Raw genomic sequence first — 22,230 nt, 5'->3', positions numbered from 1 at the left:
CGCCGTTTATCACCATCGCCCAGTCGTTGCAGGCCAGCTTTGCCCAAGGTGGCGTGAAGCTCGATCTGTTGCCTGCCGCTGGTAGCCAAGTGTATGCCCGCGTACGCGCCAAGCAGCATCAGGCAGCGATCCGCCTATGGATCCCGGATTACTTCGATGCGCACTCCAACGCCAGCGCCTTCGCCTATAACGATGGTAAAAGCAGCACGGTGGCCGGGCTGAACAGTTGGCAGATCCCTGAGTTGAGCAAACAAACGCTGGCAGCGGTCGCTGAAGCCGACCCGACCAAACGCACCGCGCTCTATACCGCCATGCAGCAGGAATTGCAGCGCAGCTCGCCATATGTGTTTATCGATCAGGCCAAAACGCAGGTAGTGCTGCGCGATAACGTCAAAGGCTATCAACAGGGCCTGAATGCGGATATGGTCTATTACGATCGCGTTAGCAAATAATCAGGATTGCCATGTCGGTAGCAATAAAATCCACGCCGGGAAGCCGTTCTCGGCGTCGTCTTTGGGGGCTGGCGCAGGGGTTGCTTACGCTTGCGCTTACCTTGTTCGGCCTGTTGTTGATCACCTTCCTGCTGTCTGCGCTGTCGCCAGTGGATCGCGTGTTGCAGATCGTCGGCGATCACGCCAGCGCTGCCACCTATCAGCAGGTCAAACAGCAGCTTGGCCTGGATCGCTCTTTGCCGGTGCAGTTCTGGCACTATCTGGAGCGGCTGGCCCATGGCGATCTCGGCACCGCCAGCGCCACCGGCCAGCCAGTGTTGCAGGATTTGCTGCATGCCTTCCCGGCCACGTTGGAATTGGCCACGCTGTCGTTGGTGATTGGTGCCCCGCTCGGCGTGCTGGCTGGCGTCTTGTGTGCGCGTTTTGCCGGCAGCAAGCTGGATATCGGCGTGCGCTTTATTACCCTGCTCGGCAACTCGGTGCCCATCTTCTGGCTGGGGCTGCTAATGCTGTTGCTGTTCTACGCCAAACTACAGTGGAGCGCCGGGCCGGGGCGGTTGGACGATATCTACCAATACACCGTCGAGGCCAAAACCGGCTTCGCGCTGATTGATACCTGGTTTTCCGGCGATGCGGGGGCCGTGCGTAATGCGCTGGCACATCTGGTGCTGCCGGTCTGCCTGCTGGCCTATTACTCGTTGGCCAGCATTACCCGCCTGACCCGTTCCGCCTGCCTGAGCGAACTGAATAAAGAGTACATCACTCTGGCACGCGCCAAAGGGGCCAGCGAGATGCGCATCATGTTCCGCCACGTGCTACCCAACATCAGCGGCACCCTGCTGACGGTGATCGCCCTCGCCTATACCAGCATGCTGGAGGGGGCGGTATTGACCGAAACCGTGTTCTCCTGGCCGGGCATTGGCCGCTATCTGACCACCGCGCTGTTTGCCGGGGACACTACCGCCATCATGGGCGGCACGCTGCTGATCGGCCTGTGCTTTGTGATTATCAACAACCTCACCGACCTGCTGGTGCGCTTGCTCGATCCGAGGGCGCGCCAATGACCATGACGCTACTCAAACGTTCGCCTTCCGCCACTTGCGGAGCCACCATTCTGCTGTTACTGGTGCTGATCGCGCTGTTCGCGCCTTGGTTGGCACCGGTCGATCCCAACTGGCAAAACGCCGCCAATCGCTTATTGCCGCCGGGAGCTGGCCACTGGCTTGGCACCGACAGCTATGGCCGCGACGTGCTTTCCCGCCTGATTTACGGCACCCGGCCAACCCTTGGGCTGGTGCTGCTGGTTACGGCAATCACCCTTCCGCTTGGCCTGCTGATTGGCGTGCTATCCGGCTACTACGGCGGCTGGCTGGAGCGCGTGCTGATGCGTTTTACCGACGTGGTGATGTCGATGCCACGACTGATCCTGGCTTTCGCCTTTGTGGCGATGCTCGGTCCTGGGCTGGTCAACGGTGCGTTGGCGTTGGCGCTCACCACCTGGCCCGCCTATGCTCGCCAGGCCAGAGCCGAGATCCAACTACTGCGTAAAAGCGACTACCTGGCCGCCGCCGAGATGATGGGCATTCAGGGGCCGCGCCTGCTGTGGGGCCATATTCTGCCCATGTGCCTGCCCTCTGCCGTCGTTCGCCTGGCTTTGGATTTAGCGGGAATAATTCTGGCCGCCGCCGGTCTGGGATTCCTGGGGCTAGGTGCCCGGCCGCCGATGGCGGAATGGGGATCGATGGTAGCCGACGGGATGCAGGTGATCTTCGATCAGTGGTGGATCGCCGCGATCCCTGGCTGCGCGATCCTGATCAGCAGCCTGGCGTTTAACCTGCTGGGCGACGGCCTGCGCGATTTACTGGATCCACATCATGACTGAACCACTGCTGGCAGCACAGAACCTGAGTATCGAATTTAACGGCCACAAGGTGGTGGATAGCCTTTCTCTGAGTATTGGCCGGGAGAAAGTGGCGCTGGTAGGCGAATCCGGCTCCGGCAAATCAATGACCGCCCGCGCACTGATGGGGCTGGTGCGTAAGCCGGGCATCGTCACCGCCGACAGACTGCACTACCGCGAAACCGATTTGCTAAAGCTTCAACCACGCCAATGGAACGAAGTACGCGGTGCCAAGATCGCTATGGTGCTGCAAGATCCGCGTTACGCATTGAATCCGGTGCGCAGCATCGGTAAACAGATCGAGGAATCCCTGGTGCTGCATAACGCACTGACCCGGGCCGATCGCCATGAGCGGGTGCTGAATTCACTGGCCGCCGTCGGCTTGCCGGAGAGCCTTTATCACAGCTACCCCGGCCAGCTTTCCGGCGGCATGGGGCAACGTGCCATGTTGGCGATTGCACTGGTCAACGATCCACAACTGCTGATTGCCGATGAGCCAACCTCGGCGTTGGACGCCAAATTGCGTAATCAGATCCTCGATCTGATCGTCGAACAAACGACGCGGCGTAACATGGGGCTGCTGCTGATCAGCCACGATCTGCCACTGGTGGCCGAGCGCTGCGATCGGGTGTTGGTGATGTATCAGGGCAAGCTGGTCGATCAGGGGATCGCAGCCAACCTGCCGCTAGCGACCCATCCTTACACCCGTACGCTGTGGGCCTGCCGCCCTAATGCCAGCACCTACGGCCAGGATCTGCCGGTGCTGGATCGCAGCATCGATTTTACCCGGAGCGAACATGGCGCTGATTGAAATTGATAACTTGCAGGTCAGCTTCCCCCAGGGCAACGGCTATAAGATCGCCGTGGAGTCGGTGAGCTTTGGCGTTGAGGCGGGGGAAACCTTCAGCCTGATTGGCGCTTCCGGCTGTGGTAAATCTACCGTGCTGCGCGTGCTGGCCGGTTTGCAACGTGAATGGCGAGGAGAAGTACGCTTGCTCGGCCAACCCCTGCAACCGCAGCAACGCTTCACCGGCCAGTTACGCCGCGACGTGCAGATGGTGTTTCAAGATCCCTACGCTTCGTTACATCCGCAGCATCAGATTGCCCGTACGCTGGGTGAACCGTTGAAGATCCACGGTGAAAAACACATTACGGCGCGGATCGACGAAGCCTTGCGGCAGGTAGGGCTGAGCGCAGCCACGGCACACCGCTATCCCCACCAGCTTTCCGGTGGCCAGCGCCAGCGCGTCGCTATCGCCCGTGCCCTGCTGTTACGCCCTAAGCTTCTGCTATTGGATGAACCCACCTCGGCGTTGGATATGTCGGTGCAGGCGGAGATCCTCAACCTGCTCAATCACCTGAAACGCGAGCACGGCATGACCTATCTGCTGGTCAGCCACGACGGCGACGTGATTGCCCATATGTCCGAACGGGCCGCCCTGATGGCGAGCGGCCACATCGTGCAGCATTACGACCGGGCTGCCTTACAGGCCGGTGAGCATATGCAGGATTAAGCGTTAGCGGCAACCTGGCCGAACAACCAGACACCGTGTTCCGTTCGCCAAGCCAATCGATTGCGAAATCGCAAAAAGTGGTGTTTTAACCCTTGCAGAGAAAAAAAGCGCGAGTATAATGCGCGACAATTTGCCAGGAGAAAGCATGAAAAACGACCTTTGTTTTGTTCGCCACACTCGACAAAACCGCCAGCCAATCGGCGGGCAACTGCCGTTATTTCCCCTGTTGCATGAACCATCATTTAAGGCCCCTCGTTGAGGGGCTTTTTTTTGTCCAAAGCATTGCTGTTAAATTGTAAAAGCCCCGCGCCAAGGGCAAGAGCCGAGGAGAGTGAACATGGCCAATCCGCTGTATCGCAAGAACATCATCTCTATTAACGATCTCAGCCGTGAAGATCTGGAGCTGGTGCTCAGCACCGCCGCCAGCCTGAAAGCCAACCCGCAGCCGGAGCTGCTCAAACACCTGGTGATCGCCAGTTGCTTCTTTGAAGCGTCTACGCGTACCCGCCTGTCGTTTGAGACCGCTATCCAGCGCCTGGGGGCTTCGGTGGTCGGCTTCTCCGACAGCAGCAACACCTCCCTCGGCAAAAAGGGCGAAACGCTGGCCGATACCATCTCGGTGATCAGCACCTACGTTGATGCCATCGTGATGCGCCATCCGCAGGAAGGGGCTTCCCGTCTGGCCGCTGAATTCTCTGGCGGTATCCCGGTATTGAACGCCGGTGACGGCTCGAACCAGCACCCAACCCAAACGCTACTGGATCTGTTCACCATCCAGGAAACCCAGGGCCGCCTGAGTAATATCAATATTGCCATGGTCGGCGACCTGAAATATGGCCGCACCGTGCATTCACTCACCCAGGCGCTGGCAAAATATGAAGGAAACCACTTCTTCTTTATCGCGCCAGACGCTTTGGCAATGCCGAGCTATATCCTGAAGATGCTGGACGAGAAAGGCATCTCTTACAGCCGCCACAACAGCATTGAAGAAGTGGTGCCGGAGCTGGATATTCTGTATATGACCCGCGTGCAGAAAGAGCGTCTGGACCCGTCCGAATACGCCAACGTGAAGGCGCAGTTCATCCTGCGCGCTTCCGATCTGGCCGGTGCCCGTGACAACATGAAGGTGCTGCATCCGTTGCCGCGCATCGATGAGATTGCCATTGAGGTGGACAAGACACCGTACGCCCACTATTTCCAGCAGGCAGGCAATGGTATTTATGCCCGCCAGGCGCTGTTGGCACTGGTTTTAAACGCAGATTTGGCTCTTTAAGGGGGAACCGTCATGACTCACGATAATAAGCTCCAGGTTGAAGCGATCAAATGCGGCACGGTGATCGACCATATTCCGGCGCAAATCGGCTTTAAGCTGCTTTCGCTGTTCAAGCTCACCGCTACCGATCAGCGCATCACCATCGGCCTGAACCTGCCCTCCAAAGAGCTGGGCCGCAAGGATCTGATCAAGATCGAGAACACCTTCCTGACCGAGCAGCAGGCCAACCAGTTGGCGATGTACGCCCCCAAGGCTACGGTCAACCGTATCGATAACTATGAAGTGGTGCGCAAGCTGACGCTCAGCCTGCCGGACCATATCGACGGCGTGCTGACCTGCCCGAACAGCAACTGCATCAGCCGCAGCGAGCCGGTGGCATCCAGTTTCAGCGTCAAATCTCATGCCGGGGAAGTGCACCTCAAGTGCCGTTACTGCGAGAAAGAGTTCGATCATCAGGTGGTGTTACAGACCGACTAAAATCATCCGTTTTACCGGGTATGGCGCTATTAATCTGGCGGGTACCCTTTATAATGGTGCGTCGTAGGGCGCTGCATGCTGCGTCTATGTGAGTTTACGGCGGGTCGACTCGCCGTTTGAACAACAACAGGATATCAGGAGAAAAAATGTCACGTAATATCAGCACTGAACTCGCGCCAGCCGCCATTGGTCCTTACGTGCAGGGCGTTGACCTGGGCAGCATGATCATCACCTCCGGCCAGATCCCGGTCGATCCAAAAACCGGTGCCGTACCCGATGACGTTGCCGCTCAGGCGCGTCAGTCATTGACCAACGTGAAGGCGATCGTGGAAGCCGCAGGCCTGAAAGTGGGCGACATCGTTAAAACCACCGTTTTTGTCAAAGATCTCAACGATTTTGCTACCGTTAACGCGGCCTATGAAGCGTTCTTCACCGAGCACAACGCCTCATTCCCAGCGCGTTCTTGCGTTGAAGTGGCACGTTTGCCAAAAGACGTGAAAATCGAGATCGAAGCCATCGCCGTTCGCCGTTAATCGGCTTGCAGGTTCAATCGATTAAGGCCAGCCTTAGTTGGCCTTATGGTATTTTTTGCTCTCCTCTGACCTCCCCCAAGGCTATCTACATCATTCCCCGGCGCAAACGCCAGGAGGTTGTATGGCTCCCGAATCAGCTTGCTAATACCTTCCCTCACGTTAAATATTCTATGACTTTATAAAAATAAAACTAATCCTATCATGATTGAATATTATTTCCTATAAATTCACCGAGCACATTTAAATTTTTAAACCCATCATAAACCTGAATATCAAAGCTTTAATTCGGTTAATTACAGATAACCAGCTTAAAGAGTTTACTTAACCCTCATTACATAAGCATAAAAAACTTTAAAAATAACCACAAGCAGGTCATTGATTCAGTTATTAGTCGTTGACCAGATAAAAGAATCGTGTATTCTTAATATAACGAATTAATATTCTGTAAAAACAGAAAACTCAAGGTCAAAGGTGAATTATATTTTAATGTTGCTCATTGCATATTTTCATTAACACCAATGCAATAAAAACAAAGAATAATCCTAGTTTAGAAAAGCAATAAAAATGACCTAATACCATAATAATGGCGCCAAACACCAGATGATAATCCCTATATCTATTTTTAATAAAACCATTTATGTAGAAAATGTATCATGGTATGCGCAGAAGCGTTGTATCTTTAATAGTATAACCCCAAGAAAATAAAGGATTATGTATGTTTAATTTAAAAATGAGTGTATTAGCCGCTGCTTTGATTTCTGCATCAACATTTGCGGTACATGCTGCAGACCAGGGTTCAGGTACCGTAACCTTTACCGGTTCCATTATTGATGCGCCTTGTTCAATTACGCCACAAAGCTCTGATCAGGTTGTTCCATTGGGGCAGATTTCAGCCGCGCTGCTGGCTAACCAGGGCACTTCTACTCCACAAACCTTTACTATCGATTTAGAAAAGTGTGATCTCGCTGCTCTAATGGATAGTGTCTCTATCACCTTCAGTGGTATGGAAGACAGCATTGATAACAGTCTGCTGGGCATCGTTGGTGATGCAAAAGGCGCAGGTATCGTGATCACCAGTGGTAACGGTACAGCAATCAAGTTGGGCGAAGCCTCTTCTGCACAAACATTGGCTACAGGTAACAATACCCTGCTGTTCTCCGCCTACCTGAAAGGTAGCAGTGCTACTCCTGGTAGCGTGGAACCTGGCCAATTTACCAGCGTAACCAACTTTACCCTTGCTTATCAGTAAATCTTGCAAAAGCATACGGCTTTAGCCGTATGCTTTATCACTGAACCAATAAATAACGGTGTTAAAAACACGTATGTTGAAACCTCTGTTATTGCTATTCAGTTTGGTTTTTTCCTCTATAAGCTTAGCGGTGCAGACAGGACATGGCCGCGTGAATATCGGCGGAACCATTCTTGACCCAGCTTGTACCATATCGGTTGAAAATGCGGAACAAACTGTCAATTTAGGGGTGATTACTCAGGAAAACCCTGAGCAGAGCAACGTGGTTTTTATTTACCCTTTCGCCATTCACTTTACCAGTTGCATTTTAGCCACCTCGCAATACCGTGAAGGTTCACGGCAAACTTTCAGTATCAAGTTTGATGGCCCCAACGAACCCGGCAATAGAAGATTCACGTTGGGAGAAAAAAATCAAGGGTTGGCTTTCGAAATTCACGATGCACAGAACAACATCGTTCTTCCGGGTGTGGCAATGAAGTTACAGGGGGGTGCCATAGAAAATAAAATATTAAATTACTCTCTACACCTCATTAAAACAGCTCCGCGGATACAAGCTGGACCTTTTCACTCGGCAGTGAATTTCACACTGGTTTATCAATAAATACCATTGCGGGCAGATGAATTTTATCGATTCGCGAATAATTTAATCGGGCCATGTTTATGAGCCACACAATGGATTGTTTCAGAACACTTTGCGTTACATTTGCGACATCATTGATAGGGCTCAGCAGCGCTACGCATGCGGTTGAGTTCAACACCGACGTCCTGGATACCGAAGATAAGCAGAATATAGACCTATCGCGTTTCTCCGCCTCCGGTTACGTCATGCCAGGAACATATCAGTTGATTATCAACCTCAACCAACATGACTTACCTGAGCAGATGGTGCCTTATCTTCCTCGTGATGGAAAACCAGATAGCAGCGAACCTTGCCTATCAAAAAACGTGGTCGACCTGTTTGGGCTTAAACCAAGTATCGCTGAGAAAGTCAACTACTGGCACAACAATAGCTGTGCAGATTTGCAGGCACTGGATGGTGTGATCTCTCGTACCGATCTCTCTACCGGCATCTTATACCTCACCATTCCTCAAGCATGGCTAGATTACAGTGACGCCAACTGGGTGCCTCCATCGCGCTGGGATGATGGTATTTCCGGCATTTTGCTGGATTACAACCTGAATACCTTGGCCAGCAAGGCTCAGCATGCCTCCTCAATCAACAGTGCCAGCCTAAACGGTACGGCCGGGGCGAACCTGGGTGCCTGGCGTTTACGAGGCGATTATCAAGGCAACTACTCCAACGGCGGCCAATCTCAGCAAAACTTTGACTGGAGCCGAGTATACCTGTTTCGTGCCATACGCCCGTTGGCAGCAACATTGACACTGGGAGAAAGCTATTTCACCTCGGATATCTTTAACACCTTCCGCTATGCCGGTTTGAGCCTTGCCAGTGATGAGCGCATGCTGCCACCCAATTTGCGAGGTTATGCGCCTGAGGTCAGTGGCATTGCTCGTACCAACGCCAAAGTCACTGTCAGCCAGCAGGGTAGGTTGTTGTATCAGACCACCGTACCTTCCGGGCCGTTTCGAATTCAGGATTTGAACAACTCGGTGAGCGGTCTGCTAGATGTTCGGGTCGAAGAACAGGATGGCAGCCTGCAGACCTTCCAGGTCAATACCGCAACCATCCCTTACCTGACCAGACCAGGGGCTATCCGCTACAAAACAGCTTTCGGTCGGCCTGCCAACATTGGCTACAACGTAGAAGGTCCCTCCTTTGCCAGTGGTGAAATGTCCTGGGGCATTAGCAACAGTTGGTCACTGTACGGCGGTGGCATTGTCGCTGGCGATTATAACTCGCTATCGATGGGGGTCGGGCGCGATCTGTTCGTACTGGGTGCCCTGTCAGTTGACGTTACCCAATCTTGGGCATCGCAGTTACCGGAGCAATCCTCCAAGCACGGAAAATCGTTCCGCCTTAACTATGCCAAGCGTTTTGACCAACTTGACAGCGAGGTCACCTTTGCCGGTTACCGATTCTCACAGCGTCAGTTTATGACTATGAATCAGTATCTTGATGCTCGCTACCGCGATAATAACAGCGGTAATGACAAAGAGATGTATACCATCACCGCCAATAAAAACTTCGCGGATGCCCGGGTCAGCTTCTATATCTCCTACAGCCATCAGACCTATTGGGATCAGCAGACTGCGGACAACTACAGCATTTCCTTCAGCCATTATGCCGATGTGCTGAGCTTCAAAGATGTGTCGTTCAACCTGTCCGCTGGCCGTAGCAAAAATAACGGGGCCAATGACGACACGCTGTTCTTAGGCGTTTCGATACCGTTAGGAAACCAGCAAAATATCAGCTATAGCGGGCAACAGAGCCAAAACGGATATAACCAGAACGTCAGTTATCTCAATAACAACAGTAATAATAGTAACTATCGTTTGAGCGCCGGATTGAATAACCAGCAGCAAAACCGTGCCAAAAGCCAGTTTAGCGGGTTTTATACCCAGCGTAGCAGCGTGGCGGAACTTAGCCTGAATGGCAGCTATGCACAAGATAGTTTTACCTCCTATGGCCTGGCACTGAGAGGTGGGGCAACCATAACCCCCAAAGGCGCTGCACTGCACAGTAACAACATCAATGGCGGCACCCGCCTGATGGTCAACACCGATGACGTGGCCGGGGTGCCGATTGAAGGGCGTAGTTTACGTTCAAATGCGTTTGGTATTGCCGTGCTCAGCGACGTCACCAGTTATTATCGTACCGACACCCGGATTGATATCAACCAGTTGGACGACGATGTTGAAGCTCGCCAACCCGTAGTTGAATCAGCCCTGACCGACGGAGCCATAGGCTATCGGCGTTTTGGTATGGTGAAAGGCCTCAAGGCTATCGTGACCTTACGCCTGTCTGACGGCAGTTATCCTCCCTTTGGCAGTAACGTAACCAATAACAAAGGACAGGAGTTGGCCATCGTCAGTGAGGATGGTTTTGCTTACATAAGCGGTATTTCTGCGGGGGAAACGTTGGATATCGCTTGGAATGGCAGTAAGCAGTGCCAGATAACTCTACCGGAAGAAATCCAGGCGCAGTCGCAATTGCTGCTGCCCTGCCACCCCATGAAATAGGTAACTAACAGTATGCAAACCATACGGAAAATCACTTTGTTAACTGTGCTGCTCCTGGGGAGCCAGGCAGCCAATTCCGCTATCGCCCTGGACCGTACCCGGGTTATTTATGACGGGCAGAGCAAGTCGATCAGCCTTAATATCAGCAATGAAAATAAAGAATTACCTTATTTGGCACAGGCCTGGATTGAGAACTCCCGGCATCAGAAAATTACCACACCACTGATTGTCACGCCTCCCGTACAACGACTTGAGGCGGGCGCTAAAAGCGCCGTCCGGATTTCAGCAACACCGGAAGCTTTAACCCTGCCACAGGATCGAGAGTCGCTGTTTTATTTCAACCTGCGGGAAATCCCACCGCGTAGTGAGAAAAGCAACGTCATGCAAATAGCGCTGCAAACGCAGATCAAACTGTTTTACCGCCCACAGGCTGTCACGCCTAAAAAAGGTGAGATTTGGCAGCAGCAGATTAAGCTACAGCAGACAGCACAAGGTTACCGGATTGACAATCCAACCCCTTATCACCTGACAGTCATTGGGCTGGCTGAAAAAAGTACCGCCAAGACTGACGACGGTTTTCAACCTTTGATGATAGCCCCCAAATCCACAGGTGAGCTGAAATCGAACCACTTCAGCCAACCCGCATTGACCTACATTAATGATTACGGTGGCCGACCGGTGCTGAATTTCAGCTGTAACGCCGGTCATTGCCAGGTAGTCAACGCAAAATAAATGACGCTTGCCAAGGGGAATAAAGATGAAAATGGATATATTCTGGCATATCACCGGCAAGCTGCGGAAAATAGGGACTGCGTTGGGAGTTATTCTCGCAGGGTTATCTAGCTTGCCCGCTATGGCTGCTATCACTGCGGGTAGTTGTGCGGTAGGGACAATCAATGGTGGTGCCTACGAAATGAATACATTACCCACCACATTAACCGACGGAACAGTGATAGCTTCTCGGGTTTTAATCACTACGTTTAAATACAGTAAAACAGGTAGCTCAGCAGATACCTTGTTAACGGGAGCCTGGTATGTCTCGGCAACCATTAACAATACCCACCATACTATAGCCGTGATAGGTTCGGCACAAGGTCTTGGTTATCGCATGTCCAACCTTGGCTACCCTGGGGGTTATGCCAATGGAGAAACATTCAACCGGCTTAATGTCCGTAACGTCACAGCCGCCGGTACCAACCAAACAACGACGGACTACTGGCTGCAAGAGTTGGTGGTAACTAATGCCAGTATATACAAGGGCGGAACGATTACGGGCCTCGGCGGGTCTACTTTGACTATCGTATTTGGTAACCAAAAAGTCTGGGATGACAGAAATACTACAACAGGGAGCTTACGCTGCGCAGGTTTGCAAGCATTTTGGGGGTTAGATATTTTGTCACCAGAAGGAGGTGGATCAGCCGTTATCCCTGAATTACCCGTACCTAAAACCCCGACCTGTGATTTAGGTGGTACCAATATTGCCGTGACCTTACCGGATGTAGACAGCTCCAGCCTTCAGAACCACGGTGATATCAGCGGCAGCAAATCGTTTTCTATCCCGTTGGGTAACTGCGGTAAAAATGCCAAACCCTATATCACTTTTACCGACAGTAATGACAGAGCCAATCGCTCCACCACTCTGGGACTGGCCGCGGCAAGTACCGCCGCAGGAGTAGGGATCGTGATTGAAAAAAGTGACGGTGGTTTAGTGCAATTTGGCGCACAAAATACCGGCGTCAGCAGCAGCAACGTGGGTCAGTACTTAATAGGGACCTCTACGGTAGACGGCAGTGCGCTCCCCCTGACGTTGACAGCTAAATATATTCGTACCAATGCCACGCTAAAAGCGGGTGAGGTAAAAGCCGACGCCATTTTCACTATCGCTTATCCTTAATCTGGCAATATTAGACAGACCTGCCATTGATCTAAATGGAGTTTTTATGATTAATGTGATTACTTTTAACCATTATGGACTGATACAATTTTCTTTGCAGAAAATGGTCGACGATACTCTGAAAAAAATAATATCCCGCAGGATGTTGGCGATGTGATCCACTGCTCAATATTTACAGATCTGATGATCCTGTTAAGATTGGAAAAAAAGTAGTTTGTTTGATATTGATGGCGTCAGCCAGCAAGAAAGAAGAGTCGTTTTTGAGTTAATTAACAAACGATTTGGTAGCGCTGCGCTGAGGGTACTGCACGCACCGGGCATTACTCGCCTGGTTTTTGGCCACCAAGCCCAGAAACCTAAAAACATCGTCACCAAATTTTCTAGAGTGCATGAACTTGCTAACCGTCTGTCGTTATTATTAGTTAGCAGGCAGCATGCTGCGCTGAGTTCCTTGAATGCAGATAGCCCACCAGTACCCTACTCTGCAAATAATGATTTAACTGACAGGCAGCAAGAGGTAATAAATTTCATTATGCTTGGCATGAATAATAGAATGATATCAACGCATATGGGGATCAGTCATAAAACTGTCAGCAGTCATAGAAAAGGGAGCTACAAAAAGTACTATGTTGAAAATATTGTTGGACTTTATCACAAAATCCATCAAACCGGTTAAATAGAGGCTTATTTTAGAAGATATTCATGGGTAGGACGGCAGTTCACTGCCTAGCAAATTAGTCATTTTCCTCTATTAAAAGATCACATAAAACAGTATAGATTCATTAAACAAAAAAGTTGCTCACGATTATAACGAGCAAAAAAATGCTCTGAAGAGACGACGCCAAGTTTCGCCAATGCCGAATTTTTATGACTGTATAATGTCTTCCTTTCTTTACCACTACTGTAACTCAAAGAATTGATGCTCTGGTTTTTTGATAAACTTAATAATACTTGCTTTTCTGTTCGGGTAATATGGGGCCTACTCCGTCTCAATACATTATTATTGCCCAGTACATCAGCAACACGCTCGAGAAAAATATCAGCATGGTCTTTATGATTATGAATAGCAATGGCGTAGTAATTCATAATAGCCAATGGAAACTGCCCCTGAGGGTATCGATAAGTGAATAGTATTCTTGGCCTTTTCTTATGCGTTTCATAGATGCTGTCAAGCCAGGTAAAAACTTCCAATAGCGAAAATTCAATACCGCTTGTATCAATGACAATCGCATCCCAGATCAGAGGTGATACTGCCTTAAGATCATTAAGCGAGTGAAAGCTTTCTAAGCTTACCATTGAGGAATATGAATTCCATAGTAAATACTTGACACCTAAACTCGTGAAACTATCCTCATCCAGAAGCGCAATATTCAATAATTTTTCCACTTTCATATTATTTCCTTGTCATTAGCGACCATCTGAAAGAATCAATCACTAACCTCATAACATCCATCCATATTGAAGTAAAGATTTAATATATGGGTACAAATTATGCTGTACCCTATCCCTCGATAATAAGTGATAAATTCACTTGGAACCTCTAAATACTTAAGATCTTCTTTCAGCTTGTTAATTACCTGTAGCAAGCGCGGATAAGATGAGCTCAAACTGCTAGCCTCCCACACATTACTCAGTAACTCTTCCCTGCTGACGATTTTATTTTTCGCCTTCTCCAATAGATAACACAGTAATTTCATCTTGGTCGTCCTCATCGATATGACTTTAGGCGCGTCTTTTTTTGCAGTAGACAGCTTAACCAAGTTTTTATGTAACAAATCCACCTGTAAATAGCACCCATTCTCGAACTTGATCACATATCCATAATGATTATCTTTATTCAGCATTTCTTCCCCCTTACTGTAATAATTATGCCTGCGTCCCCTCTCATATATGCCATCATGCTATCTTTATGGATTCAAAAGAAAAACATTAAGAGTATTCTCGGTCATTAAACCCAGTGAAACAATCCCACTTCATTTATGTGATAGGTCATAACATTAGTGCAAAATTTACTACTTATTACCATGAAAGTTAAAATATAAGAGTTAGAACACGATTAATAACTAAAAAGTGGAATTATAAACCTTTTATTGACAAGTTGATATAATAAACGTTTTCCTCTCTTTTACTCAATTTTATAGCGCGATTATCTTGGGTAGTCTAAATGAATATTCTGAAAAATTTAAAATATTAATTTATTTTACCTATAGGCCCACTATCTTTATTCGGATTTTTTCCCGACTCACAACTTGAGTTATCATCAATGAAATGCTGTGCTACCACAACAAAGTTACGTGGACCAAAACTCATCTCATATAAGTAAAATGACTATATTAACGGCATGATTAATACTTAAAATTTATCAATTATGATAGACCTGCCTTTCCCACCAGCTTAAGGTTACGTTAAGGCATTGATAAAATTAATTGTTATCTTCCATGGTTGGAACTGAAAACCACCATTTTGATAAAAACATTAGAACAATTGGAGAGTAAGAGTCGGGATAAAAGATGGCGGTGAAATAACCTGATGTCGTAGATACAAAGGAATGGCTGCTGGCATGAATGCCTAAGGCACATAAGGCCCCCCGAAGATATAAACGGAGGGCTTTATTTTGGACAGTTCACGGAAGCAATTATGTTGCTGCCCTATGCTAGGCGTGTTCCTCAATTGGCCGTGGTTGCGTCGCAGACACAAAATCCCGTAATCAAGGTGGGGGGGCTGGGCATAGTGGGCCAACGTTCAAATCCGACAACGCTGAGTACGGTTTTTTTTGGGTGTGACCCTTTGGGCTGAGGCCATTGGGTCACTCTGCTGTGTTAGTCGGCGCTTATTTGGTCCAGGTCCACCAAACCTCACGGCTCGTGCCTTGCCTCGTGGCCCAATGACCTCCAGCAGATCTCACCTGCAATTGAGGGACAAAGCCTAGATCAATAGCGATACGGGCAATTTCTCACTTTGCCATGGAGGAAACGGGATTATTGCAACCGTGAAAAGCCCGCTTCCAGATCGGCGATCAGGTCGTCAATATTCTCAAAACCGATATGAACACGCACTAACGTGCCGGTAAAGTCCACCTTGGCCGCCGGGCGGATCTGGTTCAATTCTTCCGGCTGGTTGGCCAGGATCAGTGATTCAAACCCGCCCCACGAATAGGCCATGCTGAAGTGTTCAAAATGGTCCAGATAGTGGGCGATCTGCTCATTGGTCAGTCGCGCTTTCAGCACAAAAGAGAATAGCCCGCAGCTACCGCTGAAATCCCGCTGGAAGAACTCATGCCCTTTACAAGAAGGCAGCGCCGGATGATTGACCCGCTCCACCTCTGGCCGCGCCGCCAGCCATTGGGCAATGGCAATGCTGCTGATCTCGTGCTGCTTGAGACGAACACCCAGCGTTCTCAGGCCACGGCTGCCGTTATAGGCGGTATCCGCGTCGGCCATTTGCCCCATCAGGTAGGAGTTCTCACGCAGCTGGTCCCAGCAACGGGCGTTCGACACGGCGGTACCCAACATGGCGTCGGAATGGCCAATGATATATTTGGTTCCGGCTTGAATAGAGATATCCACGTCAAAATCCAGCGCCTTGAACAGAATGCCTGCCGCCCAGGTGTTATCAATCATGATGACGATATCTGGGTTCACCGCACGGGCAGCCTTCACCATCGCCGGTACATCCTGGACTTCCATGGTGATAGAGCTTGGCGACTCAAGGAACAGCACTTTGGTATTAGGCTGGATCAGCTCGGCGATCCCGGCACCGATCAGCGGATCATAATAGGTGGTTACCACGCCCAGCTTGCTCAGGATCTTGTTGCAAAAATCCTGCGTCGGCTCATAGGCGGCTCCGGTCATCAGGATATGGTCGCCACTGGCAACAAATGCCAGGATAGCATTGGTGACAGCTGCCGCCCCACAAGGGTAAAGCGAACAACCTACTCCGCCTTCCAGTTCGGCCATCGCGTCCTGGAATGAGAAATGCGTCAGGGTACCGCGACGCCCGTAGAATAACTCCCCTTTGGCGCGATTGGCGGTGGCAAACTTTTTGGCCTTCACCGTCTCGAAGGTTAAGGAAGAAGCACGTTGGATCACCGGGTTAACCGATCCTTGGGTGAATCGAGGCTTACGGCCAGCGGTGACCAGGGCGGTTTCTATTTTTTTAGCTGTCATAATCTGCCTGCTTTTTATCGTCAATCAATAAAGTAGAGTGATATCCGTCACCTTTCAAGCTGAAGCTTGATAACGATAAATCTCTCGCCAAGGAAAACAGCGGGGACGGCAATGGTAGCCCTCCCCTGGTCAGGATTACTGCACCGCTACTGCGCGCAACAGCGTTTCCAGCGGGTACACAGCCGCAATCACCACTTCATCCCGGATTTGTGCTGCCGCGTCCAGTTGTTGCTGGGCCTGTTCCGCCTCGGCTTTACTCAAAGGCTTTCCTTGCTGATAGCGTTCCAACAGCATCAAGCCCAGATCGGCCAACGCACTGACATCCTGTACCACCGGTGCCAAGTCCTTCATCACCACGTTACCGGCTATCACCTGCTTCACCGGTGCACCGTTACGTTGCCAGCGTTGCAGACGTTCACGGATCGCCTCCGCCGCCGCCCTATGGTTCTTGTCGTTGAGCAGCAACGCCACTTGCTGATCGAGATCGCGTACCGCCGCACTTTCCGGTGGGATGGCATCGGCAAAGCGGTTCAGCGGCTCAAATTGATGGTAATTACCCGCCTTGAACTTCAGGTGCTGACGAGTGTAATACTGCCCCGGCTCCACCGCTTCGGCCAAGACCTGCAATGGAGTGATATCCACATTGTTTGCTAAACGGGTAAACTCACGCGCCGTTTCTGCATGCTGCTGCAGGCCGACAGACACCACCGACCAGGCGTCTATCGCCGCCAGGCGTTGGTACATATTATCCTCGTTGGTCACATCCTTGGCCGACCACATACGCTCCGCCACGGCAAAGGTTCTTGGCCACAGCTTGAGATCGAGCACCGGTGCACGGATGTTTTCCGCCCAGAAGGCGGCCTCGCCCCCCAGAATATTGGTCTGATGCTGCTCATCCGGCACCACTGGCATAACGCCCGCCGGGATCGCCGTCAATTTACTGCCGCTGGTTGGATAGCGCACGTTGCCCACCAGCGTGTAACCGCTCAGTTGATCCTGCTGCAAGGTGAATACCGGGCGCGTGTCACCCATCCAGGTATCAATGCGGAAGGTCACTTGTTCTGGTGTGCGCCATTCGATCTCCCGCACCGCTCGACGCGATTTGTCTTTAAAATCGATAAAGCCACGCCACCCCTGCTTGCCTTCGATCAACGTGAAGGTCCCTTCCACCGGGCTGCCCTTAAAACGCGGCATGCTGAACTGCCAGCTCTGCGCCTGCTCCCCCGCCTGCACGTTGGTATCGACCCCCAGCGGCTGCGGCAAAATTTCATTGCGATAGTGGTAGGCGGTACTGTGTGGCTGATCGAGATAGAAGCCGGTGGAGAGGATGCCTTGATAGCCATCCTGGGCGCTAGCCCCCAAAGAGTCTGGCCCACGCCAGGATTGGATCACAATGGTGCGCGGTAAGGTCGGATGGTAAATCTCATCCCAACCCACCATGCGGCGCTGCTGTTTTTCGAGGATCTTTTCCAGCTTCTGGTTGAAGAAGGCTTGCAGCGCATGGGCATCCGCTAACTGATTCTGCTGCATAAACGCCTGAATGGTTTTTGACTCTTTCCACTGGGTGGCATCCACCTCATCGCCACCAATATGCAGATAAGGATCCGGGAAGATCGCCACCAGTTCGCCGATGATGCTGTCGACAAACTGATAAACTTTGTCGTTGGAAGGATCGAGCGTGGGCTTGTGGACGCCCCATTGGCGTTCCATATGATACGGCCCTGGCGCGCTAAGCAGCTCTGGGTAGGCAACGGCAATGGTAGAAGCATGGCCCGGCAGATCGATTTCTGGCACCACGCGGATACCCCGCGCCGTGGCGTAGGCGACCACTTGCTGCATCTGCTCGCGGGTGTAGAAATGACCATCACTGGCCAGTTGCTGTAGCTTTGGATAATGCTCGGAAGCAAAGCGCCAGCCCTGATCGTCGGTCAGATGCCAGTGGAATACGTTGAGTTTGGCCGCCGCCATGCCATCAAGCTGGCGCAGAATATCCTCGACCGGCAGGAAATGGCGCGCCGAATCCAGCAGCACACCGCGCCAAGGGAAACGCGGTACGTCGGTAATATTTACCAACGGCATAAAGGTGTTTTCGCCGTCGGTCTGCACCAGTTGCAACAGCGTTTCCATACCGCGTAGCGCACCGAAGCGGGTGTTGGCCGTCAGCGTCGCGCCCTGCGATGTCACCTTGAGCTGGTAGCTCTCATCGCTGTCCGGCAGCGGCTGGGACGCAACCTGGTGTTTGATGATGATGTCGATCGTTGCCGCCTGGTTTTTCTCGCCCTGTGGGGCCAGCGTCCAACCGGTTTGGAGTTCCAGGCGATCGCGCCAGCGAGCCTGAGCCTCACCTAAATCGTCACCCTGTACGTTGAACGATAAGCGGTAATCCAGCACCAGCTTGCCTTGCGGCTGAGCTAACTCAACCTGCTGTGGCCAGGGCATCAGCGGCAGATCGCCAGCCGGTTGGGCTAGTGCATTGAGGGAAAATAACAGCGAAGAAGCCAGTAGCGTATAACTGAAAGGTTTGTGCATCGGAAATTCCTCAGAGGAAAAAATCAATCTAGCCAAGGAAGTTGATAAAGACTGAGCTGGGGAGAGATGTCCAACCGCAGGGGCAGAACAGTGCGATGGATCACAGATTCGATGGGGTAGTCGCTGGACAATTCACATCTGTGATAACCCGACTTAAGCATTCAGGAAACAAATAGTCTCGTGTGGACGTTTAATTTAAATGATTACAAGCATTAGTGAAAATAAATACAAGTATTTCGCCGTTCTTCTTGGTAATTACCCATTAATGTACCGCCGATTTAGACAGCAAATTAATTACCAGCACTCCAGCAACAATCAACCCCATGCCGATCACCGCTGGCAGATCCAATTTTTGCTGATAAATAAATAGCGCAGCAATAGAAACCAGTACAATGCCCATCCCAGACCAGATGGCATAAACAATCCCCAACGGCATGATTTTCACGACCATCGAAAGTCCCCAAAATGCAATAGCATAGCCCACCACGACTGCCAGAGAAGGCCACAGCCGGGTAAACCCTTCGGAGGCTTTCAGCATTGCCGTTGCGATCACTTCTGCGACGATCGCCATCGTTAAAAACATAAATCCAGTCATTGCTATATTCTTCTATATGTATAGCGTTCAATTATTATGAAGCGCGGGGATTAAGTTAGCGTTAAACCATGGAAACTTATTACATGGCCAACGTTATGCCAGTCGAATTACTTTTCAACTTCAACCAACTGGTGGGAGGCATCCGCAGTCAAATCAAGGGCATAAATTTTCTTCAGATCTTCGATCAGAGCCAAGTTTTGTTCACCAAATGCGCATTTACCTTCAAAAGCATGTAACACAATCCCCTCGATAAGGTCTCCTAAGCTAATGTCGTGATACTCAGCAAGGGCTTTTAGTACCTTTAAAAGACGTTTTTCAATACGAAAACCAGATTGCACGCGTTCTACAGTAAAGGAACCTGCATTGTTTTTATCTTGATTAATAGACACTTGGCTTACCTCATTTAATGTGACGTTTCATTAGCCCCCATTGAACAGGGTAGCAACTCGGTAGTGTGCGATATCTCTAGTTACGAATGCCATTACCAAGTTACATTGTTACCAATGTAACTTGGTGTGAGGGGAGTGGCAACCGTTATTTACTGAGGGGATTAAGTACCCTCTCACTGGTCGTAAAACAGCTTACTGCCAGCCATACCGGCGGACAAACCACCCTTTCACACACTGGGTCAGCACCATGTAACCGACCAAAATCAGCACCAGCCACGGGAAATAGCCCAGCGGCAACGCCTGCAGTTGCAGGAAGCCCGCCAGCGGCGAGAAGGTCAGGCCGATACCGATAGCGATCACCGCCAGCGTCATCACGCACAGCGGCCAGGATGGGCGGCTCTGGATAAACGGGATCTTGCGAGTGCGGATCATATGGACGATCAGCGTCTGCGACAACAGCCCTTCCACAAACCAGCCAGACTGGAACAGCGTCTGCATTTCCGGCGTATTGGCCTGGAACACGTACCACATCAGGGCAAAGGTCAGCACGTCGAAGATCGAGCTAATTGGCCCGAAGAACACCATAAAGCGCCCCAGATCGCCGGAGTTCCAACGCTGTGGCTTGGTGATCTGATCGTCATCAACGTTGTCGAACGGGATCGCGATCTGGGAAATATCGTACAGCAGGTTCTGGATCAACAGATGCAGCGGTAACATCGGCAGGAAGGGTAAAAAGGCGCTGGCGATCAGCACGCTGAAGACGTTACTGAAGTTTGAGCTGGCGGTCATCTTGATGTATTTCAGCATGTTGGCAAACGTGCGGCGGCCTTCGATCACCCCCTGCTCCAGCACCATCAGGCTTTTTTCCAACAGGATGATATCCGCCGCTTCCTTGGCAATATCCACCGCAGAATCTACCGAAATACCGATATCCGCCGCACGCAGCGCCGGGGCATCGTTGATACCGTCGCCCATAAAGCCCACCACATGGCCCTGCTTACGCAACAGTTGGACGATGCGTTCTTTGTGCAACGGCGTCAGCTTGGCAAACACCGTGGTACGTGCCGCCGCTGCGACCAGCGTGGCATCATCCATCAGTTCGATCTCGCTGCCACGCAGGATATGCTCCGCATCCAGCCCCACGTCCTTACACACCTTGGCGGCGACCAGTTCGTTGTCGCCGGTGAGGATCTTGACGGTCACGCCATTTTTTTTCAGCGCGGCCAATGCCGGTGCGGTGCTCTCCTTCGGTGGATCGAGGAAGGCGATATACCCTTCGAGGATCAGATCCGCTTCATCCGCTACGCCATACTCATGATCCGTCGCGGGCAGGATCTTGTTGGCCACTGCAACGACACGCAGCCCTTGCTGGTTGAGATCGTCGGTGACACGGCGGATGCGCGCCAACAGTGCTTCGCTGAGCGGGATCACTTCATCTTCCTGCCGCACGTGGCTACAGATCGACAGCATCTCTTCCAGAGCGCCCTTGCAGATTAGCGCGTGGTATTGCGCCTCTTTCGCTACCACCACTGACATGCGGCGGCGTTCGAAATCGAACGGGATCTCGTCCACTTTGCGGTAATGCTGTAACGCATGCGGCTGTTGGCTTTCATCGGCGCAGGTCAGCACCGCCACATCCAGCAGGTTTTTCAGCCCGGTCTGGTAGAAGCTGTTCAGCCAGGCGTAACGCAGCACCCGCTCGCTGTTGGCTCCAAACACATCGGTATGGCGCTCCAGCACAATTTTGTCCTGGGTCAGCGTGCCGGTTTTATCGGTGCACAGAATATCCATCGCGCCAAAGTTCTGGATCGCGTCCAGACGTTTGACGATCACCTTCTGGCGCGACAGCTTGACCGCCCCTTTCGCCAAGGTAGAGGTGACGATCATCGGCAGCATTTCCGGCGTCAGCCCCACTGCCACCGAAAGCGCAAACAGTGCCGCTTCCCACCAGTCGCCTTTGGTGAAGCCGTTAATCAGCAGCACGATTGGCGTCATCACCAGCATGAAGCGGATCAACAACCAGCTCACTTTGCTGATCCCTGCCTGGAAGGCGTTGGGTTGCTCATCCTGGCTGGTCACCCGCTGCGCCAACTGGCCGAAGTAGGTTTCGCTGCCAGT

The 22,230-nt window shown here is 51.4% G+C and carries 20 protein-coding genes and 1 pseudogene; 14 read left to right on the top strand and 7 right to left on the bottom strand.

The window, feature by feature from the left end; genetic code table 11:
- The 14 genes and pseudogenes from ACLQ7H_RS20575 to ACLQ7H_RS20510 all read left to right on the top strand — a co-directional run.
- Positions 1–452 (top strand): annotated as a pseudogene (locus ACLQ7H_RS20575) (ABC transporter substrate-binding protein); the annotation flags it as partial.
- Between the two features lie 11 nt (positions 453–463).
- Positions 464–1,516 (top strand): ABC transporter permease, encoded by a 1,053-nt coding sequence (locus tag ACLQ7H_RS20570; RefSeq protein WP_411754266.1) that lies wholly within the window; start codon positions 464–466, stop codon positions 1,514–1,516.
- Positions 1,513–2,334, top strand: a complete 822-nt coding sequence (locus tag ACLQ7H_RS20565) for an ABC transporter permease (protein ID WP_024483417.1) — start codon at positions 1,513–1,515, stop codon at positions 2,332–2,334. The genes ACLQ7H_RS20570 and ACLQ7H_RS20565 overlap by 4 nt, the downstream gene beginning before the upstream one ends.
- Entirely contained in the window at positions 2,327–3,163 is an 837-nt protein-coding gene (locus ACLQ7H_RS20560) for an ABC transporter ATP-binding protein (protein WP_411754265.1), read from the top strand. Before ACLQ7H_RS20565 ends, ACLQ7H_RS20560 begins: the two co-directional genes overlap by 8 nt.
- Positions 3,150–3,866 (top strand): ABC transporter ATP-binding protein, encoded by a 717-nt coding sequence (locus ACLQ7H_RS20555; RefSeq protein WP_411754264.1) that lies wholly within the window; start codon positions 3,150–3,152, stop codon positions 3,864–3,866. The genes ACLQ7H_RS20560 and ACLQ7H_RS20555 overlap by 14 nt, the downstream gene beginning before the upstream one ends.
- Before the next feature lie 337 nt (positions 3,867–4,203).
- Entirely contained in the window at positions 4,204–5,139 is a 936-nt protein-coding gene (gene pyrB / locus ACLQ7H_RS20550; protein ID WP_024483414.1) for an aspartate carbamoyltransferase, read from the top strand.
- Positions 5,140–5,151: 12 nt separating this feature from the next.
- The gene (pyrI, locus tag ACLQ7H_RS20545) at positions 5,152–5,616 is read left to right on the top strand and encodes an aspartate carbamoyltransferase regulatory subunit (protein WP_021807800.1); all 465 of its coding nucleotides are present in this window, start codon (positions 5,152–5,154) and stop codon (positions 5,614–5,616) included.
- Positions 5,617–5,762: 146 nt separating this feature from the next.
- On the top strand, positions 5,763–6,149 hold the full coding sequence (ridA, locus tag ACLQ7H_RS20540; protein ID WP_411754263.1) for a 2-iminobutanoate/2-iminopropanoate deaminase: 387 nt from the start codon (positions 5,763–5,765) through the stop codon (positions 6,147–6,149).
- A 715-nt stretch (positions 6,150–6,864) separates the two neighbouring features.
- Positions 6,865–7,398: a fimbrial protein gene (locus ACLQ7H_RS20535; RefSeq protein WP_411754262.1), complete on the top strand. Its 534-nt coding sequence runs from the start codon at positions 6,865–6,867 to the stop codon at positions 7,396–7,398.
- Positions 7,399–7,471: 73 nt separating this feature from the next.
- Positions 7,472–7,999 (top strand): fimbrial protein, encoded by a 528-nt coding sequence (locus ACLQ7H_RS20530; RefSeq protein ID WP_411754261.1) that lies wholly within the window; start codon positions 7,472–7,474, stop codon positions 7,997–7,999.
- Positions 8,000–8,070: 71 nt separating this feature from the next.
- Positions 8,071–10,539 (top strand): fimbria/pilus outer membrane usher protein, encoded by a 2,469-nt coding sequence (locus tag ACLQ7H_RS20525; protein WP_411754260.1) that lies wholly within the window; start codon positions 8,071–8,073, stop codon positions 10,537–10,539.
- A gap of 12 nt (positions 10,540–10,551) precedes the next feature.
- Positions 10,552–11,271, top strand: a complete 720-nt coding sequence (locus tag ACLQ7H_RS20520) for a fimbria/pilus periplasmic chaperone (protein WP_411754259.1) — start codon at positions 10,552–10,554, stop codon at positions 11,269–11,271.
- A 25-nt stretch (positions 11,272–11,296) separates the two neighbouring features.
- A complete protein-coding gene (locus tag ACLQ7H_RS20515; protein ID WP_411754258.1) occupies positions 11,297–12,433 on the top strand; it encodes a fimbrial protein in 1,137 nt (378 codons plus the stop codon).
- 214 nt (positions 12,434–12,647) lie between these two features.
- A complete protein-coding gene (locus tag ACLQ7H_RS20510; RefSeq protein WP_411754257.1) occupies positions 12,648–13,109 on the top strand; it encodes a helix-turn-helix transcriptional regulator in 462 nt (153 codons plus the stop codon).
- Between the two features lie 83 nt (positions 13,110–13,192).
- Here ACLQ7H_RS20510 and ACLQ7H_RS20505 read toward each other — a convergent pair whose 3' ends face one another.
- The 7 genes from ACLQ7H_RS20505 to mgtA all read right to left on the bottom strand — a co-directional run.
- Entirely contained in the window at positions 13,193–13,825 is a 633-nt protein-coding gene (locus ACLQ7H_RS20505) for a helix-turn-helix transcriptional regulator (protein ID WP_411754256.1), read from the bottom strand.
- A gap of 35 nt (positions 13,826–13,860) precedes the next feature.
- Positions 13,861–14,145: a winged helix-turn-helix domain-containing protein gene (locus tag ACLQ7H_RS20500; protein ID WP_411754267.1), complete on the bottom strand. Its 285-nt coding sequence runs from the start codon at positions 14,143–14,145 to the stop codon at positions 13,861–13,863.
- Between the two features lie 1,266 nt (positions 14,146–15,411).
- Entirely contained in the window at positions 15,412–16,599 is a 1,188-nt protein-coding gene (metC, locus tag ACLQ7H_RS20495) for a cystathionine beta-lyase (protein ID WP_411754255.1), read from the bottom strand.
- Between the two features lie 135 nt (positions 16,600–16,734).
- Positions 16,735–19,128: a beta-N-acetylhexosaminidase gene (locus tag ACLQ7H_RS20490; protein ID WP_411754254.1), complete on the bottom strand. Its 2,394-nt coding sequence runs from the start codon at positions 19,126–19,128 to the stop codon at positions 16,735–16,737.
- A 262-nt stretch (positions 19,129–19,390) separates the two neighbouring features.
- Positions 19,391–19,723: an SMR family transporter gene (locus ACLQ7H_RS20485; protein WP_411754253.1), complete on the bottom strand. Its 333-nt coding sequence runs from the start codon at positions 19,721–19,723 to the stop codon at positions 19,391–19,393.
- Positions 19,724–19,830: 107 nt separating this feature from the next.
- The gene (locus tag ACLQ7H_RS20480; RefSeq protein WP_411754252.1) at positions 19,831–20,112 is read right to left on the bottom strand and encodes a hypothetical protein; all 282 of its coding nucleotides are present in this window, start codon (positions 20,110–20,112) and stop codon (positions 19,831–19,833) included.
- Positions 20,113–20,304: 192 nt separating this feature from the next.
- Positions 20,305–22,230: magnesium-translocating P-type ATPase (mgtA, locus tag ACLQ7H_RS20475; protein WP_411754251.1), on the bottom strand; the 1,926-nt coding region annotated here is incomplete at its 5' end.

This window comes from Serratia sp. (in: enterobacteria) (genome assembly GCF_046715635.1).
GTDB lineage: Bacteria > Pseudomonadota > Gammaproteobacteria > Enterobacterales > Enterobacteriaceae > Chania.
Note: the sequence above shows the minus strand (reverse complement) of the source record. Positions and strands in the feature narration are given on the sequence as shown.

Bases quoted from the DNA above. Each gene is read 5' to 3' on its own strand.
- ACLQ7H_RS20570 (WP_411754266.1), top strand. From the start codon at position 464: ATGTCGGTAGCAATAAAATCCACGCCGGGAAGCCGTTCTCGGCGTCGT.
- ACLQ7H_RS20565 (WP_024483417.1), top strand. From the start codon at position 1,513: ATGACCATGACGCTACTCAAACGTTCGCCTTCCGCCACTTGCGGAGCC.
- ACLQ7H_RS20560 (WP_411754265.1), top strand. From the start codon at position 2,327: ATGACTGAACCACTGCTGGCAGCACAGAACCTGAGTATCGAATTTAAC.
- ACLQ7H_RS20555 (WP_411754264.1), top strand. From the start codon at position 3,150: ATGGCGCTGATTGAAATTGATAACTTGCAGGTCAGCTTCCCCCAGGGC.
- pyrB (WP_024483414.1), top strand. From the start codon at position 4,204: ATGGCCAATCCGCTGTATCGCAAGAACATCATCTCTATTAACGATCTC.
- pyrI (WP_021807800.1), top strand. From the start codon at position 5,152: ATGACTCACGATAATAAGCTCCAGGTTGAAGCGATCAAATGCGGCACG.
- ridA (WP_411754263.1), top strand. From the start codon at position 5,763: ATGTCACGTAATATCAGCACTGAACTCGCGCCAGCCGCCATTGGTCCT.
- ACLQ7H_RS20535 (WP_411754262.1), top strand. From the start codon at position 6,865: ATGTTTAATTTAAAAATGAGTGTATTAGCCGCTGCTTTGATTTCTGCA.
- ACLQ7H_RS20530 (WP_411754261.1), top strand. From the start codon at position 7,472: ATGTTGAAACCTCTGTTATTGCTATTCAGTTTGGTTTTTTCCTCTATA.
- ACLQ7H_RS20525 (WP_411754260.1), top strand. From the start codon at position 8,071: ATGGATTGTTTCAGAACACTTTGCGTTACATTTGCGACATCATTGATA.
- ACLQ7H_RS20520 (WP_411754259.1), top strand. From the start codon at position 10,552: ATGCAAACCATACGGAAAATCACTTTGTTAACTGTGCTGCTCCTGGGG.
- ACLQ7H_RS20515 (WP_411754258.1), top strand. From the start codon at position 11,297: ATGAAAATGGATATATTCTGGCATATCACCGGCAAGCTGCGGAAAATA.
- ACLQ7H_RS20505 (WP_411754256.1), bottom strand. From the start codon at position 13,825: ATGAAAGTGGAAAAATTATTGAATATTGCGCTTCTGGATGAGGATAGT.
- ACLQ7H_RS20500 (WP_411754267.1), bottom strand. From the start codon at position 14,145: ATGAGGACGACCAAGATGAAATTACTGTGTTATCTATTGGAGAAGGCG.
- metC (WP_411754255.1), bottom strand. From the start codon at position 16,599: ATGACAGCTAAAAAAATAGAAACCGCCCTGGTCACCGCTGGCCGTAAG.
- ACLQ7H_RS20490 (WP_411754254.1), bottom strand. From the start codon at position 19,128: ATGCACAAACCTTTCAGTTATACGCTACTGGCTTCTTCGCTGTTATTT.
- ACLQ7H_RS20485 (WP_411754253.1), bottom strand. From the start codon at position 19,723: ATGACTGGATTTATGTTTTTAACGATGGCGATCGTCGCAGAAGTGATC.